General features: G+C 39.3%; 17 protein-coding genes. 10 read left to right on the forward strand and 7 right to left on the reverse strand.

Features of this window, described 5'->3' with window-relative positions:
- Positions 1-7: 7 nt before the first annotated feature.
- The 3 genes from MOMA_RS05935 to aspS are packed head-to-tail and all read right to left on the reverse strand — an operon-like array spanning position 8 to position 3,590.
- Entirely contained in the window at positions 8-814 is an 807-nt protein-coding gene (locus tag MOMA_RS05935; RefSeq protein ID WP_009501573.1) for a hypothetical protein, read from the reverse strand.
- Complete coding sequence (locus MOMA_RS05940; protein ID WP_051012739.1) at positions 811-1,743, reverse strand: lysophospholipid acyltransferase family protein; 933 nt, start codon at positions 1,741-1,743, stop codon at positions 811-813. The genes MOMA_RS05935 and MOMA_RS05940 overlap by 4 nt, the downstream gene beginning before the upstream one ends.
- Before the next feature lie 44 nt (positions 1,744-1,787).
- Positions 1,788-3,590: an aspartate--tRNA ligase gene (gene aspS, locus MOMA_RS05945; RefSeq protein ID WP_202593252.1), complete on the reverse strand. Its 1,803-nt coding sequence runs from the start codon at positions 3,588-3,590 to the stop codon at positions 1,788-1,790.
- 271 nt (positions 3,591-3,861) lie between these two features.
- On the opposite strand from aspS, the gene sohB reads away from it, so the two are divergent.
- Positions 3,862-4,833: a protease SohB gene (gene sohB, locus MOMA_RS05950; protein ID WP_009501576.1), complete on the forward strand. Its 972-nt coding sequence runs from the start codon at positions 3,862-3,864 to the stop codon at positions 4,831-4,833.
- 112 nt (positions 4,834-4,945) lie between these two features.
- Here sohB and MOMA_RS05955 read toward each other — a convergent pair whose 3' ends face one another.
- Complete coding sequence (locus tag MOMA_RS05955) at positions 4,946-6,124, reverse strand: fatty acid desaturase (RefSeq protein ID WP_009501577.1); 1,179 nt, start codon at positions 6,122-6,124, stop codon at positions 4,946-4,948.
- 288 nt (positions 6,125-6,412) lie between these two features.
- On the opposite strand from MOMA_RS05955, the gene MOMA_RS05960 reads away from it, so the two are divergent.
- From MOMA_RS05960 to MOMA_RS05970, 4 genes are all read left to right on the forward strand, one after another.
- The gene (locus MOMA_RS05960) at positions 6,413-8,146 is read left to right on the forward strand and encodes a phospholipase D family protein (protein WP_009501578.1); all 1,734 of its coding nucleotides are present in this window, start codon (positions 6,413-6,415) and stop codon (positions 8,144-8,146) included.
- Between the two features lie 151 nt (positions 8,147-8,297).
- Complete coding sequence (locus MOMA_RS05965; protein ID WP_009501579.1) at positions 8,298-9,335, forward strand: MFS transporter; 1,038 nt, start codon at positions 8,298-8,300, stop codon at positions 9,333-9,335.
- A gap of 89 nt (positions 9,336-9,424) precedes the next feature.
- Entirely contained in the window at positions 9,425-9,604 is a 180-nt protein-coding gene (locus MOMA_RS09910) for a hypothetical protein (protein WP_202593253.1), read from the forward strand.
- A 401-nt stretch (positions 9,605-10,005) separates the two neighbouring features.
- A complete protein-coding gene (locus MOMA_RS05970; protein WP_009501581.1) occupies positions 10,006-11,046 on the forward strand; it encodes a D-alanyl-D-alanine carboxypeptidase family protein in 1,041 nt (346 codons plus the stop codon).
- A 128-nt stretch (positions 11,047-11,174) separates the two neighbouring features.
- Here MOMA_RS05970 and gdhA read toward each other — a convergent pair whose 3' ends face one another.
- The 3 genes from gdhA to MOMA_RS05985 all read right to left on the reverse strand — a co-directional run bounded on the left by gdhA (position 11,175) and on the right by MOMA_RS05985 (position 15,061).
- Positions 11,175-12,506 carry an NADP-specific glutamate dehydrogenase gene (gdhA, locus tag MOMA_RS05975; RefSeq protein ID WP_009501582.1) on the reverse strand — a complete coding sequence of 444 codons (1,332 nt, stop codon included), beginning with the start codon at positions 12,504-12,506 and terminating at the stop codon, positions 11,175-11,177.
- 206 nt (positions 12,507-12,712) lie between these two features.
- The gene (locus tag MOMA_RS05980; RefSeq protein WP_009501583.1) at positions 12,713-14,338 is read right to left on the reverse strand and encodes a sensor histidine kinase; all 1,626 of its coding nucleotides are present in this window, start codon (positions 14,336-14,338) and stop codon (positions 12,713-12,715) included.
- 84 nt (positions 14,339-14,422) lie between these two features.
- On the reverse strand, positions 14,423-15,061 hold the full coding sequence (locus tag MOMA_RS05985) for a response regulator (RefSeq protein WP_009501584.1): 639 nt from the start codon (positions 15,059-15,061) through the stop codon (positions 14,423-14,425).
- A 188-nt stretch (positions 15,062-15,249) separates the two neighbouring features.
- Here MOMA_RS05985 and MOMA_RS05990 point away from each other — a divergent pair, with 188 nt between their 5' ends.
- The 5 genes from MOMA_RS05990 to MOMA_RS06010 all read left to right on the forward strand — a co-directional run bounded on the left by MOMA_RS05990 (position 15,250) and on the right by MOMA_RS06010 (position 20,036).
- Positions 15,250-15,855, forward strand: a complete 606-nt coding sequence (locus MOMA_RS05990) for a 6-pyruvoyl trahydropterin synthase family protein (protein WP_009501585.1) — start codon at positions 15,250-15,252, stop codon at positions 15,853-15,855.
- A 40-nt stretch (positions 15,856-15,895) separates the two neighbouring features.
- Positions 15,896-16,363 carry a tRNA (adenosine(37)-N6)-threonylcarbamoyltransferase complex ATPase subunit type 1 TsaE gene (gene tsaE / locus MOMA_RS05995; protein WP_040625246.1) on the forward strand — a complete coding sequence of 156 codons (468 nt, stop codon included), beginning with the start codon at positions 15,896-15,898 and terminating at the stop codon, positions 16,361-16,363.
- 140 nt (positions 16,364-16,503) lie between these two features.
- Positions 16,504-18,531: a lytic transglycosylase domain-containing protein gene (locus tag MOMA_RS06000; RefSeq protein WP_009501587.1), complete on the forward strand. Its 2,028-nt coding sequence runs from the start codon at positions 16,504-16,506 to the stop codon at positions 18,529-18,531.
- Positions 18,532-18,765: 234 nt separating this feature from the next.
- Positions 18,766-19,761, forward strand: a complete 996-nt coding sequence (locus MOMA_RS06005) for a malate dehydrogenase (RefSeq protein WP_009501588.1) — start codon at positions 18,766-18,768, stop codon at positions 19,759-19,761.
- A gap of 32 nt (positions 19,762-19,793) precedes the next feature.
- A complete protein-coding gene (locus MOMA_RS06010) occupies positions 19,794-20,036 on the forward strand; it encodes a DUF2789 domain-containing protein (protein WP_009501589.1) in 243 nt (80 codons plus the stop codon).
- The last annotated feature ends 69 nt before the right edge of the window (positions 20,037-20,105 follow it).

Here is a 20,105-nt window from a genome sequence, read left to right on the forward strand (position 1 = left end):
CAAAAATTTACCGCCAAAACTCTGTAATCCACGGCGTAGGCAGTATTTTGCGATACCATTTGCCCGTTTTGCCGATGATGGCATCTGGCGGGTTGACTTCACCGTGAAAAATCACCATTTTGGCATTTTTTGGCAATATTGGCGGGGTTGTAAAACTTAAAGGAAACGGCTGTACGCATTGGTATTTGAAACTTACGCACCAAGATTTATCCCAATATTCAAGGTGGTGGTGCTCACGCAAATAATTGGATAAAAACGCTTGTTCATGCCGAACTTCACGGCGGATTTTGTCAAAATTTTGCTCAAAATAATTAAGCAGATTTGGATAAGTATTGTAGCCAACCTTAAAGCGATACACAGATGAATTGCCAACCATACGCCAAGGTTTTTTCCAATCACGGATAATCATCACGCTGTCATCATGTTTTGCCTTATGGTGAAAAAAACAGTCAATATTTGCCACAATGACAATGTCAATGTCTAAAAATAAAGCCGTGCCTTTTAAACCGTATAAGTCAGGTTTAAACGTGGTGAGTTTTTTCCATCCTCTCTCGGGTAAATTAGCGGGCAAATTTGGCGGTAGGTTTAGTGTGGGAATGGGATAGCAAGTTACCCTAGGGTCAATGCCTGTACTGTCATCGGTTAGGCAAATCATCTCAAAGGGTAGGGTGAGGTTTTTTGTTACCATATTGTAAAGGCGGTTGACGTATTCTGCGGGATATTTTTTGCCCCATTTCATGCAGATGATGTAGCGGTTGTCGCTCGTTGCTTGCTTGGTTTTTTGGCTGATTTCTTGGTTGATGGCATCGGTCATTGGGTGTCTCTTATTGCTAAGTCTATTGCCAAGCGTTGTTGTAAAATTGTATCAAAATCTAGCAGATACAGATTTTCGGCAATTGGCGTGTGTTTAAATCTGCGATAGCCCCACATATATTCATCAAAATGCTCGTTTATCATCATTTGCATGGCGTCGTTTAGGGCTTTGGTGGCAATTTTGCTGTCGTTATGGTATAGATTTTTATCGGTTAAATCGTAACAAAATATATGAAAGCCGTCATTTTTTTGTACGCATGCCAAACCCACCAAGCTGCACTGCGTTTTACTGGCAAGTTTGGCAGTCAGCGTCCCCGTCAGTGTTGGTATGCCAAAAAACGGCACAATCACGCCGCCGTTTTTATCGGGTACATGGTCGGGTAAAATGATGCTAAATCCGCCGTTTTTTAAGGTTTTAAAAATTGCTTTGACACCACTGGCATCGGTTGGTACTAAAGTGGCATTTAAGCGTTCGCGGCCTTTACGGATAATGCGATCAACTTGCTTGTTGTGTAAGGGTTTGTACATGATGGTCGGATTGCCAAAACCATTGAGCCACGCATTCATCATCTCCCACGCACCGATGTGTGGCACGATAGCAAGCATGCCGTTTGGATTTTTTAAAGCGTTTTGTAAAATGGCTTGATTGTGAACTTGGCTGATTTGGTTGATTGCCCAATTGGTTGGCATGATCCACGTTTTGGCACTGATAAAGGTGTTATTTAACTGATTATACAGAGCTTTTGTAACCAATTGCTTGCGTTCGTCATCTTTTTGGGTGGGGTTAACCAACATAAGGTTGATATTAATACTGCGATACAGGCTTGAGTTTTTAAACAATACCAATACCCATGATAAAAACCATGCCAATGCGGATAAAAACCACAAGGGCATGACTTTTAATAGTGAAAATAATAGCGAGTACATCATTCAGAGAGATTAACTAACATAATTTAAACCAACTTTTAAATTAATTAATCAGCTTTTTTCTCTTTTTCACGCACACGAATGCCTAATTCGCGTAATTGTTTGTTATCCACTTGGGCAGGGGCTTCGGTGAGTGGACAATCGGCGGTTTTGGTCTTAGGAAAAGCGATGACGTCGCGGATAGAGCTTGCTCCTGTCATTAACATAACCAAACGGTCAAGGCCAAATGCCAAACCTCCGTGTGGCGGTGCACCGTATTTTAACGCATTTAGTAAGAATGAAAATTTTTCTTCGGCTTCTGATTCATCAATACCTAAGGCCTCAAACACGGCTTTTTGCATGTCTAATGTATTGATACGAAGTGATCCGCCTCCGATTTCTGTACCGTTTAATACCATGTCATAAGCAACAGAAAGGGCGGTTGCTGGGCTGTTTTTCATTTCTGCAACGCTGCCTTTTGGCTTGGTAAAGGGGTGATGTACCGAAGTCCATTTACCATCATCGGTTTCTTCAAACATCGGAAAATCAACCACCCAAAGCGGTGCCCATGCACAAGTTGCCATGTTTAAATCATGGCCAATTTTGACACGCAATGCCCCCATCGCATCATTGACGATTTTGGCTTTATCCGCTCCAAAGAAAATAATATCACCTGTTTTGGCTTCGGTGCGTTTTATCAATTCTACCAATACGTCATCAGTCATGTTTTTGATAATCGGAGATTGTAAGCCTGACTCTTTATCCACGCCGTTGTTGATATTGCTTGCATCATTGACTTTGATGTAGGCTAAGCCTTTTGCTCCATAAATGCCAACAAATTTGGTGTATTCATCAATTTGTTTGCGAGTTAGTTCGCTGCCATTTGGTACACGCAAGGCAACCACACGCCCTTTTGGATCATTGGCAGGGGCTGAAAAAACTTTAAATTCCACGTTTTGCATGATGTCAGCGACGTCAATCAGTTTCATAGGAATGCGTAAATCAGGCTTATCAGAGGCATAATCACGCATAGCCTCTGCATAAGGCATACGTTGGAATTTGTCAAATGTTACCCCCAACAACTCATCAAAAAGTTTAACCGTCATGCCCTCCATCAGATCCATGATGTCATTGTCATCAAGAAATGAGGTTTCGATGTCAATTTGGGTGAATTCTGGTTGACGGTCAGCACGCAAATCCTCATCACGAAAACATTTGGCAATTTGGTAATATCGGTCAATGCCACCCACCATTAACAATTGCTTAAACAATTGTGGTGATTGGGGCAGAGCGTAAAAATCACCATTGGATACACGGCTAGGCACAAGATAATCACGCGCACCTTCAGGAGTGGCACGGGTTAAAATGGGGGTTTCTACGTCCAAAAAACCATGATCGTCAAGGTAATTACGGATTAAAGTTGTTACTTTTGAGCGAAAACGCAAACGTTCAAGCATTTCAGGACGGCGAATGTCTAAGAAACGATATTTTAAGCGAATGTCTTCAGAAACGGTAATAAAATCATCGTTTAAAGGAAAAGGTGGGGTTTCAGATTCAGCGACAATGCTGATTTTTTCGGCAACCAATTCAATTTTACCACTTTTGTGATCAAGGTTAAACGCACTTTCATCACGCATACGCACTTTGCCTGTGATTTGCAAGATGTACTCGTTACGCATTTTGCCTGCTGCTTCGTAAAGGGCAGGATCATCTTCTTTTTCAACAATAACTTGAAGCAATCCATCGCGATCGCGTAAATCAAAAAAGATAACATGACTGTGATCGCGACGGCGATGCACCCAGCCTACAGTGGTAACGGTTTGTCCTACAAGCTCTTCGGTAATACTACCGCAATAATGTGTACGCATCATGAATATTAATCCAAAAAAATAAAGAAAAATTAAACGTGTATTATGCCTTTTTTGGGTGGCTTGTGCAAGTTTTAATCCAATTGGCTTGTTAAAAACCAAAAAATAAAAAACAGCTGATGATTGAAATAAAAAAAATCGTCGTTATTATAAAGAATATTTTTGATAAATTTAACAGCATTTAACAACCAATATTTAACAACCAATATTTAACAACAAGCATTTAGTACTAAACATTTAACAACAAACATTGAACAACAAAACAGGAATAAACATGCTATTTCAATCGCAAAAACAACCAACTGAACTTAAAATCACCCATTTAAACAAAGTGCAAAATCAGCACAAACAGCAACTGATGTTAGAAATTGCCAATAAAAAAGCAGTTAAACAATTTGTTAAACAAATCTTAAAAGACACAGCAAAACTTGCCAAAAATAAAGACAAACCTAATAATGTGTATGTGCTTGATTTTCATGGTGATATTAAGGCGAGTGACACACAACAACTGCGCGAAGAAATTAGCGTGATTTTATCCACAGCCAATCAGGGTGATGAGGTTGTGGTTCGCTTGGAGTCGCCGGGCGGTATGGTGCATGGTTATGGATTGGCGGCCGCCCAGTTGGCTAGAATTAAAGAAGCAGGGTTGTACCTAACTGTATGCGTGGATAAGGTTGCAGCCAGTGGCGGTTATATGATGGCGTGCGTGGCTGACAAAATTGTGTGTGCTCCGTTTGCGGTGGTAGGTTCTATCGGTGTTGTGGCGCAAGTGCCAAATTTTTATGATTTTTTACAAAAACACGATGTGGATATGAATGTGTTTACCGCGGGTAAATACAAACGCACCGTAACTGTTTTTGGTAAAAATGATGCCGAAGATAAACAAAAATTTCAACAAGAATTGGAACAAACTCACCAACTATTCCAAGATTTTGTTACCAAATACCGCCCACAGCTTGAACTTGACAAAGTTGCTACAGGCGAAACGTGGTATGGTGAAGATGCCATTGGGCTAAAATTGGTGGATAAATTACAAACATCGGACAGTTATTTGTTAGATTTGCTAAAAAATCACCAAGTCTATGCTTTACATACGCGTAAAAAACCAACCCTTGCAGAAAAACTAGGTTTTGCTCAAGTTAGCCAAAATTTGTTAAAAACAGCCGTAGATACCGCAGTGGATAAAATGCCAGATGTGTTGGCAACATTAGAAAACAGCAAATTGCCAATGTTTAAAGCCAAATAGTTGCTTAAAGCCAAATAATTGCTTAAAGCTAAATACTTGCAAAAAAGTGTTGCTTAAAAAAATAAACCGTTAATGTGATAACGGTTTATTTTAGTTTTGGTAAAATGTTTGGTTAAGCGTTTTTCATTTTTCCTGTATTCCAATGACTTAGTGCTCGTTCTACTTGGGTGCTATGCCACTTGAGTTTTTGTTCAATTTGCAAAAATTGTTCTTTTAATTTTTCATCTGCTTCGTGTAAGCGTTGGGCAAATTCGGTTTTTTTCAGTTCAATTGCTTGAGTTTTTAGATTTTGCCATTCTAGTAAGGTTTGTTTGAAGGCTTGTTGTTCTTGTTGAATTTTTTCTTTAAATAATTGAAATTCAGTGGTTAGGTTGCCTTTAAAATTATCAATTTGGCTTTGTGCCTGTTTAAAGCGCATTTCAGCTTGGGCGTGCTGGATAGCCACTTCAGGTACGCGTTTTAATTCCTTTGCCAAACCAACTTTTGACAATCCGTAAATAATCCATTTGGTCGGATCGTATTGCCACCATTTAACGCCATTGCGGTAATCGTATTGGAAATAGTGGTGATAATTGTGATAACCCTCGCCCCAGGTAAAAATTGCCAAAATCGCATTGTCGCGTGCGGTATTGCTATCAGTGTACGGTCGTGTACCAAACATATGACACAGTGAATTGATAAAAAAGGTAAAATGATGACTTAATACCAAACGCAATAAACCTGCTAAAATCAACGCACCAACCACATCTCCAACCAACCAACCAAGCAACATCGGAATACCAAAGTTGGCAAGCACTGTCCAAAATCCGTAATATTTGTGTTGAATTTGCAATACTTTATCAGCAGTTAAATCAGGAATGTTTTTGTAATCAAACTGTCCGCTTGGATAATTGCGTAGCATCCAACCCAAATGCGAAAACCAAAAACCACGCTTGGCAGAGTAAGGATCTTGCTCGGTATCATCTACATGGCGGTGATGCATGCGATGTCCTGAACACCAATCAAACACCGAACTTTGCATACTAAACGTACCGCCAATTAGCCAAAACCACTTTACCAAAGGGTGCGCTTGATACGAGCGATGTGCCCATAAGCGGTGATAGCCCGCGGTAATGCTAAGGCCTGACCATGCCATACAAAATCCAAACACTGCCCATACTTGCCAACTTATGCTATGAGTCCATAGATAATACGGCACTAAAAATAATGCCACGATCGGTGTACTAATCAGCACAATCGCAGGCACCCAATTAATCGGTGCATGATCAAAATCAGAATGGGAGTGAGTCATAAAATTGCCCTAAATTGAATGTATTGGGTAAAAAACAATGTATTGGATAAAAAAGTGTACAACGGTTAAACTTGCCTTTGCATTTTACCCTAAAAACTACAAAAAGTGAATAACTGTAAACTTAAATTTTGTAAAAATTTCAACAATTAATTTCAACAATCAACTGGCTTAACAAAAAATTACAATCTAACATTCCAAACTTAGTGGCGAATTGTGTGTGAAATTGCTAAACTTAGCCATTTTTTAGCATTTTTGCCAAATTTTTTGCTAAACTTGAGATGATTGACTGTGAATAAACTTAGCCCAATGATGCAACCGCGCCTATTTTTGCCAATTTTATTCACATTTTTTTTGCCAATATTGGTTCTTTTGCCAGTGTTAAGTGCTTGTCAGCCCTTGCCAAAACAGCCGCATTTAAGCGTTTCAACGGCACTGACTTTAACGCCAACCAAGAATAAACAGCCAAACAATCAACACTTGTTAACTAAAATTAGCAATACCAAACCCAATCATTCAGAGCTTTCAGGTTATTATCCGATCATCACCAGTCGCGATGCGCTGGCCTCGCGCAGTTTGCTTACAAACTATGCCAAGCACAGCATTGACATTCAATACTATATTTGGAATAACGATGAAGCAGGGCAGTTGATGTTAAAACAACTGTACGATGTGGCAAATCGTGGGGTAAAGGTGCGTTTGTTGCTCGATGATTTAAATACCGATGGCAAACTTGACCAACTGTTGTTGGCTTTTTCTGGGCATCCGAATATTGCAGTGCGTCTGATTAATCCAAAAATTATCCGTGCTGTACGTCCGATTAATTTTGTGCTTGGTATGCCACGTTATCACCGACGCATGCACAATAAAAGCATGACTTTTGACAAACAATTGTCTATTATTGGTGGGCGAAATATTGGCAATGAATATTTACGCAGTGATACGAACAATGAATTTTCTGACCTTGATGTGTTGTTGGCAGGCAAAGTGGTTGACAGTATTAGCGAAAGTTTTGAGCGTTATTGGCAATCGGAGATGGCGTATGACATTGAAACTTTGGTTTATCCGTATAAGATGATGAATACAACCAATCCAAATGCCAAAAATCCAAGCCCTAAGCAACGGTTTTTGGCAAGTTTGGATAAAATTTACCAACCAAAACTTGCCAACCCATGGCTTACTTCTGCCAAATTTTACCAATTGCCTAATTGTCAACAAAATTGTAGTCCTAACAATGAATTAACCAAACATACGGTAAAAACCGCGGTTAGTATTGATAAATTATTAATCACAGGCAAATTGCCACTGCGTTGGAAAAAGATTGATTTTTTTGCCGATAACGTTACAAAATTAACCAAAAAAGATGACGAGTCGAGCCGTTTGGTTACTCAATTACGCAACACAATTGGCACACCGAAAAAAAAGTTTACCGTCATTTCGTCATATTTTGTGCCGACCAATCAAGGGGTTGCTGAGCTTAATCAGCTTGTCAATGATGGGGTGAAAGTTACGGTTTTAACCAATTCTTTTGACTCAACCGATGTACCAATTGTGCATACAGGCTATAGCAAAGCACGTTTGCTTATGCTGCGTGCAGGCGTGCGATTGTATGAACTAAAATCCAGCGCTGATGCTGATTTGCGTATAAAAAAACCAAGTTTGCGCCGTAACGAAATTAGCACAAGCCTACATACCAAAGCGTTTGCAGTAGATGATCGTTTGGCATTTATTGGTTCTTATAATGTTGATCCGCGATCGGCTCATATTAACACGGAGCTTGGCGTGGTGATTTATGACAGTGCATTGGCAAAAGCCCTTCATGCAATTTTTGATGATGAACTGCTAAATGTGGCGTATCGTTTGGGTTTTGGGGCAGATGATCAACTGGTTTGGCAAACTTTAGACGAAGATACGTTGGCGTTGCAAAAAGTTGTTATCACCAAAAATAACGAGCCGCGTTTATCCTTGGCAAATAACTTATGGATAAGTGTGTTTTCGCTGTTGCCCATTCAGTGGTTGCTGTGATTGTGGTTGCTGTGATTAATGAAAAATTAACGGTTTTAAAAGCTAAACTTACTAAATTTAATTTAGTAACCAATTAAATTTAACAAACAATACTTAACAAACAATTAAACTTAACAATAAGTTAAATTAAAACGCATCGGTGTCAACTATTATGCCATTTTTTTCAAATATCAATGAAGAATTGCGAGTGCTGCATGCTCGTGAACGCCAAATTATTGCATTGGTTGCTTGGGCGGGTTTTTTTACCTGTTTTAATTTTATTGTGTATTTTTTCTTTTATGATGCAATTGTGCATGCGTTTTTTCCAAAAGACTTAGACAATGACTTAAAAAGTTTTGGTTTTTTGGCATTGGTGATTGTAGGTTATACATCGCGGCCATTGGGTGGGTTGATATTGGCGGATATTGCTGATCGTTTGGGACGCAAAAAAGTCATGCTATACAGTCTGTTTAGTATGACTTTTTCCACGCTTGTGATTGGGCTTATGCCAACTTATGATGTGATTGGGGTTTGGGCAATTGGGCTGTTTGTGTTAATGCGGTTATTGCAAGGTGTTGGTATTGGTTCGGAGTTGCCAATTTCGTGGGTGTATATGCTTGAGCAAGTACCGCGTTGGCAAACAGGTCTTGCAAGTGGGCTTATGATTGCGGTATTGGTGGTGTCTGCATTGGTAGCAAGTATTAGTGCAACGAGCTTATCGGCGGTGCTGACTTTTGAGCAGATGTATCGTTTTGGTTGGCGAATACCGTTTATTGTGGGAGCGTTAGGGTCGCTGATTACAGTTTTTTTGCGTTATCGTTTGACTGAAACACCGCTGTGGCTAAATGCCAAACAAAAAGGTGAGTTGTTGCCAAAACTGCCTGTGTTAAGCGTGTTAAAAAAATACCGTTATGGCTTAACTATGACTTTTGTGCTGTCATGGTTTAGTTCCAGTGTGTATTTGATTGGGTTTTTATTGTTGCCAAATTTAGCGATAAATTATTTTGATGTGTCAAACAGTGAAATTATGATAGCCAATGGACTGGCGATTTTATTTGCAAGTCTTGGTGCAGTCATGTTTGGTTATTTATCCGATCGATTAAATGCAGGCAAGGTGTTTGGTGTAGGGTGTTTGTTGCTTGCAATTACGAGCGTGCTGTTTTTTATCATTTGGCACATATGGGTGATTTTTTGTTGCTTTATTATGTGATATTTGGCTTTTTTATTGGTGTGATTGGGGTTGTACCAAGCATTTGTGTAGGTTTATTCCCTGCCAAAGTTCGATGTACAGGCATATCGATGGGTTATAATTTGGCCTATGCTGGGACGGGTGTGTTAACGCCGATTATGCTGGGCTTTATGATAACCAAATTAACCTTAGCTCCTGCGTTGTATTTGGTATTTTTGTGCATTGGGGGCGTGATTGCATCTATTTTGTTGGCAAATTTGCATGGATTGTATCGTATGGAAAACAAGTAACTTATCAAACAACAAACTTATCAAACAACAAACAAGGCAGCAATGATCAATGTAAAAATAAGTTAAAAAATTGTAATAATTATCCTTAAATTTTAGATAAAATTTTATTATTTATCAATTTGGTTGTTGATTTGTTAAAACACACTCGTTACAATATAAAACAATCTAAATTGAACAAATTTGCGTTTTTTGATATAGACATGGATTAGGTCTTGATGGATACGCATCTACCCCAAATGATGGCTAAATTTGCTAGGAGCATTTAGTGTTGTTTGGTAAAAATCATACAACAAAAACGGATTGCCCTAAAACGCGGTTTTGTTTTGTTAAAAATCTCACCATGATTGGTATTAAAAGATTGGTATTAAAATTAATTCTTAGTTATTACAAGCGAGTTCCTTATGAAAACATTGCTAAAAAAAACGTTGGGCGTAGGTGCTTTGGTTGCAGGTTTGGTTGCTGCTGGTGCAAGTCATGCAGAATTGTCGCTACAATCAGGACAAGCAAAAATCAGTTGGGGCGGTCAAGACAGCTTGGATCAAGCCAAAGCAGTCATGTATCACAATAGCAGCTTGGCAACCACCACCCGCACTGTTCAAACCATCACCACACAGCCTTCCTCTAACAATCAATACAATTCTACCAACTTAGACAACGCCAATTGGAACAATCCAAGCAACTACTACTATGCCAATTCAGCAGGAGCATTGGTATTGGACGCATTGACAGGGCAGGTTATTTATGAAAAAAATGCCGATATTGCACGCCCAATTGCATCTATCACCAAGGTAATGACCGCACTTGTGGTATCAGAATCCAGAGCGGGCATGGACGATATTTTAACCATTGATTGGCTAGATTTTAAAACCCCAAAAAAATCAAACAGCGATCGCTTAAAAGTTGGCGATCAATTAAACCGTGCTGAAATGCTGCTGATGATGTTGATGAAGTCAGAAAACCCTGCGGCTAAAGCTTTGGCACGTACCGATCCTTTTGGTTATGATGGTTTTATGAATAAAATGAACCAAAAAGCCCGTGAGCTTGGTATGACTCAAACCGTATTTTATGATCCATCAGGGCTTGATGCTCGTAACGTAGCATCACCACGCGATTTGGCAATTTTGGCACGTCATGCATACAAACATAATTTGATTAGCCAGTTTAGCACCACGCCAAACCGTGAATTTTATGTAAACAATACCGCATCGGGTTTTCGCAGCATTGCAGCACGCAGTACCAATTATATGGTGCGTGATGGCTTGTATAATATTGGTTTTTCTAAAACGGGTTTTATTCGCGAAGCGGGCAACTGTGTGATGTTTGAAACAACGGTAAATGGACGTCCATCAATTGTGGTATTGCTTGGTGCACCGGATTCAAAAACCCGTTGGCAAGATGCAGAAAACATCATAGCAAACTTAAGCATGCGTCGTTTTACTTAAATTTTAATTGCTTAAATTTTAATTGATTGATCCAACAAGTCAAAAATAGCTTAACTGTAAATGTAAAACTATAAATGTAAAAACCCCTTAATTACAAGGGGTTTTTGTGCGATCATCTGATTGTTAAATTACAATGTACCATAATTTACCAAGGCATCGGCAACACGGCTAAAGCCTGCGATGTTTGCACCTTTTTTATAGTCAATTTGACCGTCATCAGTTTTGCCATACTGTACACAGGCTTCATGAATATTTTTCATGGTGTCTTGTAATTGGTGATCCAGTTGTGCAAATGTGCTGTACTGGCGCACTGAATTTTGCGACATTTCCAACCCAGAAACCGCCACGCCCCCTGCGTTTGATGCTTTACCAGGGGCGTATTTCACCCCATTTTTTTGGAAGATGCCAATTGCATCGGCATCGCTTGGCATGTTTGCTCCTTCAGCAACGTATTTCACCCCATTTTTTACCAAGTTTTTTGCATCATCGCCGTTAATTTCATTTTGAGTGGCACAAGGCAAAGCTATGTCTGCTTTGATATGCCAAGGACGAGAGCTTTCAATCCACTCACCACCAAAGGCTTTTACATAATCTTTTAGTGCTTTACGATTGGCTTTTTGTTCAATAACCCAGTCTATTTTTTCTTGAGTTAAGCCGTTTTTGTCATATAGCGTACCGGTTGAATCTGATAGGGTAACCACGATACCGCCCAGTTCGGTAACTTTTTTGGCTGCGTAGGTTGCCACATTGCCCGCCCCAGAGATAAGCACGGTTTTGCCTGTTAAGCAGTCATTGTCAGTTTTTAGCATGTTGTCTAGAAAATACACAAGGCCGTAACCGGTTGCTTCGGTGCGGATAAGACTACCACCATGACCTACACCTTTGCCTGTTAGCACGCCTGTCCATTCGCGAGTTAGGTTTTTGTACATAGCAAACATGTAGTTAATTTCACGTCCGCCCACACCGATATCACCTGCAGGAACATCTGTGTCCGATCCGATAAACGGAGCGAGTTCACGCATAAACGCATAGCAAAAGCGGCGAATTTCACTGTCGGATTTGCCTTTTGGATCAAAATCAGAACCGCCTTTTGCACCGCCCATTGGCAAACCTGTTAAGGCATTTTTAAAAATTTGCTCAAATCCTAAAAATTTTAACACCGATGGATTAACGGTTGGGTGAAAACGCAAGCCACCTTTATAAGGCCCTAACGCATTGTTAAACTGCACGCGCCACCCACGGTTGACTTGTACATTGCCCTTGTCATCTTCCCAGTTTACCCGAAAACTAAACACGCGATCGGGTTCTGTGATACGGCTTAACACGTTAACGGCTTGGTATTTGTCATGATTGTCATACATAGCGGCGATGTCTTCTAATAATTCTTCTACCGCTTGGATAAATTCAGGTTCATGGGCGTATTTTTTTTTAAGATTTTCTAATACTTGATTGCTTTTCATAAGTAATCCTTAAAAATAATGGGTTTTTGTAACAACTTATTTTTGATAACTTGTTTTTGACAACTTGTTTTCAATGTTGATTAAGCTTTTGTGTGTTTTTGTGTAAGCCCAATACAATTTTAACAAGGGGAATTGACTATAGCAATTTTTTTTTCATATTACAAAATATTTATTGTTTGTTTTGTGTTATACAAACAAGCCTATCGTTATTTAAACACCGAACGGATAAATTTTTTGTTGCAAATAATACGAAAACAGGTGTGTTCATGTTCTATCACATATTCCAAATCGGCATGATTGGCCTGGCAAAACGCTTGTGATAAATACAAGCCAAGCCCTGTGCCATCATTATCTGTGGTAAAAAATGGGTTAAACAAATCTTGAATATGATTTTCAGCCACGCCAGCTCCCAAATCAATCACATCAAGGTGAATAAATTTGCCTGCATCGTATACATCAAGATCAACAAAGGCGTGTGCGTGTAATTTTTTGCTAAAACGCAAACCGTTTTTAATCAGATTTACCAGTACTTGTTCCAGTTGATAATTGTCAAACAAAAAACCATTGTCGGTATGACAGTGTAATTCTATGTCTTGATCGATAAAATTTTCTTTTAAAAAAACAGGCAGCCAGGTTTTAGGTTCAATATAAATTTGGTTCGGTTTTTTTTGGCGTGAAAGTTTTAGCACATCTTCAATGATTTTGTTGACTCGAATTGTTTGTTGAAAAATGGTCTGATACAGTTCAAGATTATCATCTGATAAGGGGCTATTTGTGTCATGGGCGTCTTCTATGAGCATTTCACTGGCATAACTAATAGATGCCAGGGGGTTGCGAATTTCGTGGGCGATACTGGCAGTCAATTGTCCAAGCGATGCAAGTTTTAGCTGCTGGGCGTGGGCTTGTTCGCGGCGCAAATCTTCTACCAAAATCAAGGCCAAATTTTTTTCTAACTGGGTAATGCGTAAACGATAGTCGGTAAAAATTTGGATATTTTTGTTCGTTTCGTGCTTGTGTTGGCGAAAAATTAATGTTTCTTCGTGTTCTTTGATATAAGGTTTAATCAAATTGGCAAGTTCGGTTGAAATGTTGGTTAAAGAAAAGTTTTCAATATTGCTGGGCAATTGTAATTGTTTGATAAAGTTGTCATTGGCAATGAGCACTTCTAAATCATGCGAAACTACCATAACGCCTTGTTCAATGATTTGTACGATTTTTTTGTTAATGCTGTTTACCACATTGACCTCGGTAATTTGGCGTTCGGATAAGGCCTCAATTTGTTTGACGCGTTTTGACAAACTATCACTTAGATAAGCCACAATGATAAAACTTGCCGTCATCAAGCCAATTTCATTAAGTAAACTGTAATTTAAATCACCTTTTAACGGTTGATAAAACTGTTGATACATCACAAGGCTAATGGCAAATAACGTTAACAAAGTTGCCTGATGACTGCTTACCAGCATAAACGACGAGGCGACTTGGACAAAAAACAACAAAATAATCTGTAAGTCAGAGCCACCGCTAAAATACAACATGATAGATAGGGCAATAAAATCTATCATCAAACCAAACATTAATAATAAATTGCGTGGATAAAAATGATAAACAAGCACAATGCCAATTGCAAACAACAAATATCCAAAAGTTGGCAATAAATTCATGATAACCAACAGATCTTGGTTGCTTTTTTTGACTGCAATGATAAAATTTAGGCTAAAAAATAACGCGATAATCACCCGATAAAAGTTATAAATCATACCGAGGCGTTTGGTTTTATTCTTTTGTAATTCATTGTTAAAAATGGACAAAAAAATTGGGTTGGTAATCATAATGTATCACTTGAAGCGTGCTTGGTGAAATTGGGTGAGTTTTTTAAGTATATTTTTTAGTAAGTTTTTAGGTTTTATTAACAATCAATTGGCTTGAATTAAACCATGTCGCATTGCCAAATGAGTAAGTTTTACATCACTGTCAATGTTTAGCTTTTCAAAAATCCGATAGCGATAAGTGTTAATGGTTTTCACACTTACAAACAATTGATCGGCGATTTGTTGAGGGCTGTGGCAATTTACCACCATCATAGCAACTTGCATTTCGCGTTCGCTTAATAAATCAAACGGTGATTGATTTTTGTTAGAAACCAACATATCTGCAAGCTGCTCTGCCACGTCAGCACTAAAATAACGGTTGCCTTGGGCTACTTTTTTTATGGCTTTTATCATTTCATCAAGTGGGGTGCCTTTGGTGATATAGCCACTCACTCCTGCTTTAATTAGTAGCGATGGATAGGGCTTATTGACAAGGCTGCTCACTGCCAAAATTTTATTGTTTTTGTCAATTTGCATAAGGCGCTTGGTAACTTCAAGACCGTCCATATTTGGCATATTGACATCTAGGAGTATGACATTTGGATTAAGTTTTCTGGCCAAACTAAGTCCTGTTTCGCCATTGTCTGCTTCACCCACCACGCGAATATCTAAGCTGTCTGCCAACATGCGACTAATACCCATACGCACCAAATCGTGATCATCAATCAGTAAAACCGTTATCATGATTATACCTTGTCAATATTTAAAATAAACCAATAAATAAGAGTATGGTAACATAAATTAACCAAACTTTGAAAAATCAATCACAAAATTGATAAAAAATTTTAAATTTAAAATAGCCGATTTTAACAAAACACTTTATAATACGATGAAACCACCGTTAAACATTGTAACAAAAAGCAGAAAAAACCATGCGTATCCGTAAACTTTTTAAATTTGAAAACGCCCATATCGTGCGTAATTGTAGTTCTGATCGCTGTAAGTTCTCCATTCACGGACACAGCTACCAAGTTGAGTTGATTTTGGAGGCTTACGCTCTTGACAATGGACAGATGGTTTATGATTTTGGCTTGTTAAAATCGTCTATTAAGGATATGATTGACAGTTTTGATCATGCCATTACATTTTGGAATAAAGATGACAGTGAGTATATCCGTGCGTGTAAAAATTTCTCCGCGCGCTGGGTAAGTTTGCCTGTATCACCATCTGCTGAACAGTTTAGTCGGGTGATTTTCTTTTGGGCGAGGCATATTTTAAAGCAAACTCAAATGCAAAACGGCGAAAGTTTGGTTAAGGTGTATTCGGTCATTGTGCACGAAACTGCCACAGGCTACGCCCAGTGTTTTGAGTATGATGTGGATAATGAACAAATGGGTAAACTGCATTTGACAGAGTTTGCCTTTAGCGATCAGGTAAAAGCAGAATGGAGCGATCCGAAGATGTATGAAAAATTGTTACAGGGTGAAAAATTTGTCAACCCTCTTGTCAAAGCTCAAGTTGTCAATGCCAAACTTTAACCAAAAACCTTTAACTAAAAACAACCTAAAACGAATAATTATGCAAAACCAAACGCTTATCTTAAAAAATGAAACCGACACCAAAAATTTTGCGACAATGCTTGCCAAAACCAATCCAACAGGTTCAATTTGGCTATCAGGCGATTTGGGAGCGGGTAAAACCACATTTACGCGTTATTTGCTACAAGCCCTTGGACATGATGGGGTGGTAAAAAGTCCAACTTATACCTTGGTTGAAGCCTATCAAATTATCCAAAACCATACGATAAAACCAGTTTATCATGCAGATTTATACCGCTTAACCGATCCAGAAGAATTGAATTTTATTGGATTTTTTGAGTATTTTGATGAACCAAATTCACTGGTAATTATAGAATGGGCAAGCCATGCCAAAAATATTTTGCCAAAACCGGACATTTTGATTGACATTGTTCGTTTAAGTGGTGGCGATCAAAACAATGACGACAGACGGTTAACTTTAACCACTGGGTCAAATTGTAAGGTATAATTTGTGTGATGTATAATTTGTCTTTTTTTTCTAAACTAACTTATCGTTTTTACTAACTTATATTTTTTACTAACTTATCGTTTTTACTAACTGATAAATCTCTACCAACTGATAAATTTTTAAATGGTGAAGCCGCTGATATGAAACCTATCACTTTAATGTTTAAGCGACCGTTTAACAACGTTAATTTGTCAATTTTGACTGCATCTGTATTGGTTATGTTAACCCAGTCTGCTTGTGCCAACTCAACCAATTCAGATTGGCAAAATCAGACCCATGCAGGCGATGCTTATTTTAATGAAGCATTAAAAGCCAGTCGCAGTGGCGGTGATATGTACCAATATCAACAGCAAATGGCAGGTTCAAATTTGGCAATGTATCCAGAATATTGGCAATTAAACCAATCTCTTAGCAGTCAAAGTCCTGATGTGATTATTGGTTTTGTTAAGCGCTATCAAGGATCGGCAATTGCAGAAAAACTGGTGGCTGATTATGCTGAAACCAAGGCCTTTAGCGGTGATTATGCCTCGGTGCGGGCGGTAGCAGGCTATATCAGTAATGCTGATGTGTCAGAAAGTTGTGCGATTGGTTTGGCTTATCAAGCAGGCGGTGATAGTATGCGTGCCTTGATAGAAAAAAATAAAGTTTGGCTGGATACCAACAAAAAACAGCCCGAACTTTGTCGTCAATTGGCAAGTCAACTTAACAACAGCGTTATGGTGAGTAATGATGATCGCGTCCAACGTTTATATCGCATGATTCGCACAGGCAACAATAGCGAGGTTGTGGCATTGGCAAGTCGTTTGGGTATCAGTTTGGATTATGTTCAATTGGCAGATATTGGCAATCGACCAGATGCGTTTTTTTTAAGTTTACCGACCTTAGAGCCGACAGCCACCAATCGGCTGTTGTATCTGTTTGCTTTGGCAAAAGTTGCCAACCAAGGCGGTGATTTTGTAAACACAGCCAACATGCAGTTAAATTATGACATGCGTCAATATCCAAGATTTTTTGATGAACGCACCAAACGCTATGCCTATCGCACGCTTGGTGTGGCACGCATGAATGTGAATACCGATATTGGTTTTAGTGTGGATGCGGTAAATTGGATGCAAAAAAGTTTGGGCGAGCCGTTTAATTTTGAAGAAGCAGAAGATTATGCCACAGCCAGCATTCGTTTTAGCCGTTGGACGGATTTGAGTTTGGCAATTGGTGCAATGGACTACCAAATCCAACAACAACCAATTTGGCAATATTGGCTTGCCAAAGCCTACCACCATGCAGGCAATACCAAACAACAGCAAAATGCTTGGCAAATATTTGCCAAATTAGCCAAAAAAAATGACTATTATGGATTGCTTGCTAAAGAACAATTGGGACAGCGGTTTGATCGTTTGCCTACCACCAATGCTCCGACGGCTTTTGATTATCAGCGTTTGGCACAAGATCCGCATTTTAACCGTGCTTTTAGCTTGTATCATCAAGCAGCAAATTCAGCTTATAGCAACCGTGAATGGAATTGGGCGGTACGTAAAGCACGCGAACGTGGTGATAATGGCATGATTTTGGCGGCAGCCAAACAAGCCAATGACATCGGGTGGTATGATCGTGCTATTTTTGCAATTGAAACCACGCACACCATTCCAAACATTGCTTTGGCTTACCCCATGCCTTATCAGGCAAGTGTGGTAAATTACAGCCGTCAAGTTGGCATTGATCCTGCGTGGGCGTATGGTATCATGCGTCAAGAAAGCCGTTTTAACGTTGGGGCAAAATCCAATGTAGGCGCAGGAGGTTTAATGCAAATCATGCCAACAACCGCCAAAGAAATTGCCCGTAAAATAGGCGAGTCCTACAGTGCAAGCAAGGTAGCAACAGGCGATACCAATATTCGTTACGGCACGTTTTACATGAGTGATATTTTTAAACAATTGGGTGCAAACACGGTACTTGCCACCGCAGGCTATAACGCCGGGGCGAGCAAAGCACGCAGATGGCAGCCACAGTTTGGTTCACTTCCTGCCGATCAATACATAGAAAGCATTCCTTATCCAGAAACTCGCGGTTATGTAAAAGCGGTCATGGAAAATACCGCCAATTATAGTGTATTGCTTGGCGAAAACCAAAGTTTTGGGCAGCGTATGAACATGATTGATGTCAAAAAATAATATCAAGGTAAAAATAACATCAAGGTAAAAACAACATCAAAGCAAAAAGAACGCCAAAGCAGCGCCAAAATTCAGTAAAGCAAAAAACGCAAAAAAAATTTGTTAAATGTGCTAAGTTTTGCTATACTCAATTTTAGTGTATTTTAAAAACCTAGTGCTTTAAAAAACTAGTGCTTTAAAAACTTAGTATATTTAAAAACCACAACAGTAAAAAACCACAATCAGGAGAATTCTATGTCAACATTAAAACAACCCGTTCGTGTTGCTGTAACAGGTGCAGCAGGTCAAATCAGCTATTCACTGCTATTTCGCATTGCATCAGGCGATATGCTTGGTAAAGATCAACCAGTGATTTTACAATTGCTTGAAATTACCCCAGCTTTAGAAGCCTTAAAAGGCGTGGTTATGGAGCTTGAAGATTGTGCTTTTCCGCTTTTGGCAGGCGTGGTACAAACTGATGATGCCAATGTTGCCTTTAAAGATGCCGATTATGCGTTATTGGTTGGTGCAAGACCTCGTGGCCCTGGTATGGAGCGTAAAGATCTGTTAGAAGCCAATGCTGCTATTTTTTCAGCCCAAGGCAAAGCATTAAACGACAATGCCAGTCGTAATGTTAAAGTGTTGGTGGTTGGCAACCCCGCCAATACCAATGCCTTAATTGCCCAGCGCAACGCTCCAGATCTAAACCCACGCAATTTTACCGCCATGACACGCTTGGATCATAACCGCGGTATGGCACAGCTTGCCGAAGAAACCGAAACAACGGTTAATGACATCAAAAAAATGATCATTTGGGGCAATCACTCATCTACTCAATACCCAGATTTAACTTTTACAACCATTAAGGATAAGCCTGCTTTGGAACAAGTTGATCGCGATTGGTATGAAAACACTTACATTCCAAGTGTACAACAGCGTGGTGCAGCCATCATCAAAGCTCGCGGTGCTTCATCAGCCGCTTCAGCTGCCAACGCAGCCATTGCTCACATTCGTTCATGGGCGTTAGGCACGGACGAGAATGACTGGGTATCTATGGGTGTATACTCAAACGGCGAATATGACATCGAAAAAGGCTTGATTTATTCTTACCCATGTACTTGTAAAGATGGCGACTGGACAATTGTTGAAGGTTTGGACGTGTCATCAGACTTTTCACAACAAAAAATGAAAGCCACCGAAACTGAATTGTCAGAAGAACGCGATGCAGTCAGTCATTTATTGCCAAACTAACAAGTATTGCCAAACCAATAAGGAAAAAAGTTATGCTCGGTGATGTTGAATACACCATAAATGAACTATTTGCCCAATTGGGTTTAGATGATAGTGATGAAGCGATTGAGCAATTTATCAAAACCCACCAACTGCCTGGTGATGTGATGTTAAACCAAGCAGATTTTTGGAATGAAAAGCAAAAAGCATTTTTAAACGAAGAATGGCGACGCGATGCTGTTTGGTCGCTTGTGATTGATGATTTAAATGAGCGTTTGCACAAAGAAGCAATGTAAAAAGAAGCAATGTAAATTGTAAGTTTATGTAAAAAATCCCTTAATAAAAGTTAAGGGATTTTTATTGGT

This window comes from Moraxella macacae 0408225, assembly GCF_000320365.1.
GTDB lineage: Bacteria > Pseudomonadota > Gammaproteobacteria > Pseudomonadales > Moraxellaceae > Faucicola > Faucicola macacae.

Bases quoted from the DNA above. Each gene is read 5' to 3' on its own strand.
- MOMA_RS09910 (WP_202593253.1), top strand. From the start codon at position 9,425: ATGGGTTATAATTTGGCCTATGCTGGGACGGGTGTGTTAACGCCGATT.
- MOMA_RS05935 (WP_009501573.1), bottom strand. From the start codon at position 814: ATGACCGATGCCATCAACCAAGAAATCAGCCAAAAAACCAAGCAAGCA.
- tsaE (WP_040625246.1), top strand. From the start codon at position 15,896: ATGCAAAACCAAACGCTTATCTTAAAAAATGAAACCGACACCAAAAAT.
- MOMA_RS05940 (WP_051012739.1), bottom strand. From the start codon at position 1,743: ATGATGTACTCGCTATTATTTTCACTATTAAAAGTCATGCCCTTGTGG.
- sohB (WP_009501576.1), top strand. From the start codon at position 3,862: ATGCTATTTCAATCGCAAAAACAACCAACTGAACTTAAAATCACCCAT.
- MOMA_RS05965 (WP_009501579.1), top strand. From the start codon at position 8,298: ATGCCATTTTTTTCAAATATCAATGAAGAATTGCGAGTGCTGCATGCT.
- MOMA_RS06005 (WP_009501588.1), top strand. From the start codon at position 18,766: ATGTCAACATTAAAACAACCCGTTCGTGTTGCTGTAACAGGTGCAGCA.
- MOMA_RS05970 (WP_009501581.1), top strand. From the start codon at position 10,006: ATGAAAACATTGCTAAAAAAAACGTTGGGCGTAGGTGCTTTGGTTGCA.
- MOMA_RS05985 (WP_009501584.1), bottom strand. From the start codon at position 15,061: ATGATAACGGTTTTACTGATTGATGATCACGATTTGGTGCGTATGGGT.
- MOMA_RS06010 (WP_009501589.1), top strand. From the start codon at position 19,794: ATGCTCGGTGATGTTGAATACACCATAAATGAACTATTTGCCCAATTG.
- MOMA_RS05980 (WP_009501583.1), bottom strand. From the start codon at position 14,338: ATGATTACCAACCCAATTTTTTTGTCCATTTTTAACAATGAATTACAA.
- MOMA_RS05990 (WP_009501585.1), top strand. From the start codon at position 15,250: ATGCGTATCCGTAAACTTTTTAAATTTGAAAACGCCCATATCGTGCGT.
- gdhA (WP_009501582.1), bottom strand. From the start codon at position 12,506: ATGAAAAGCAATCAAGTATTAGAAAATCTTAAAAAAAAATACGCCCAT.
- aspS (WP_202593252.1), bottom strand. From the start codon at position 3,590: ATGATGCGTACACATTATTGCGGTAGTATTACCGAAGAGCTTGTAGGA.
- MOMA_RS06000 (WP_009501587.1), top strand. From the start codon at position 16,504: ATGAAACCTATCACTTTAATGTTTAAGCGACCGTTTAACAACGTTAAT.
- MOMA_RS05955 (WP_009501577.1), bottom strand. From the start codon at position 6,124: ATGACTCACTCCCATTCTGATTTTGATCATGCACCGATTAATTGGGTG.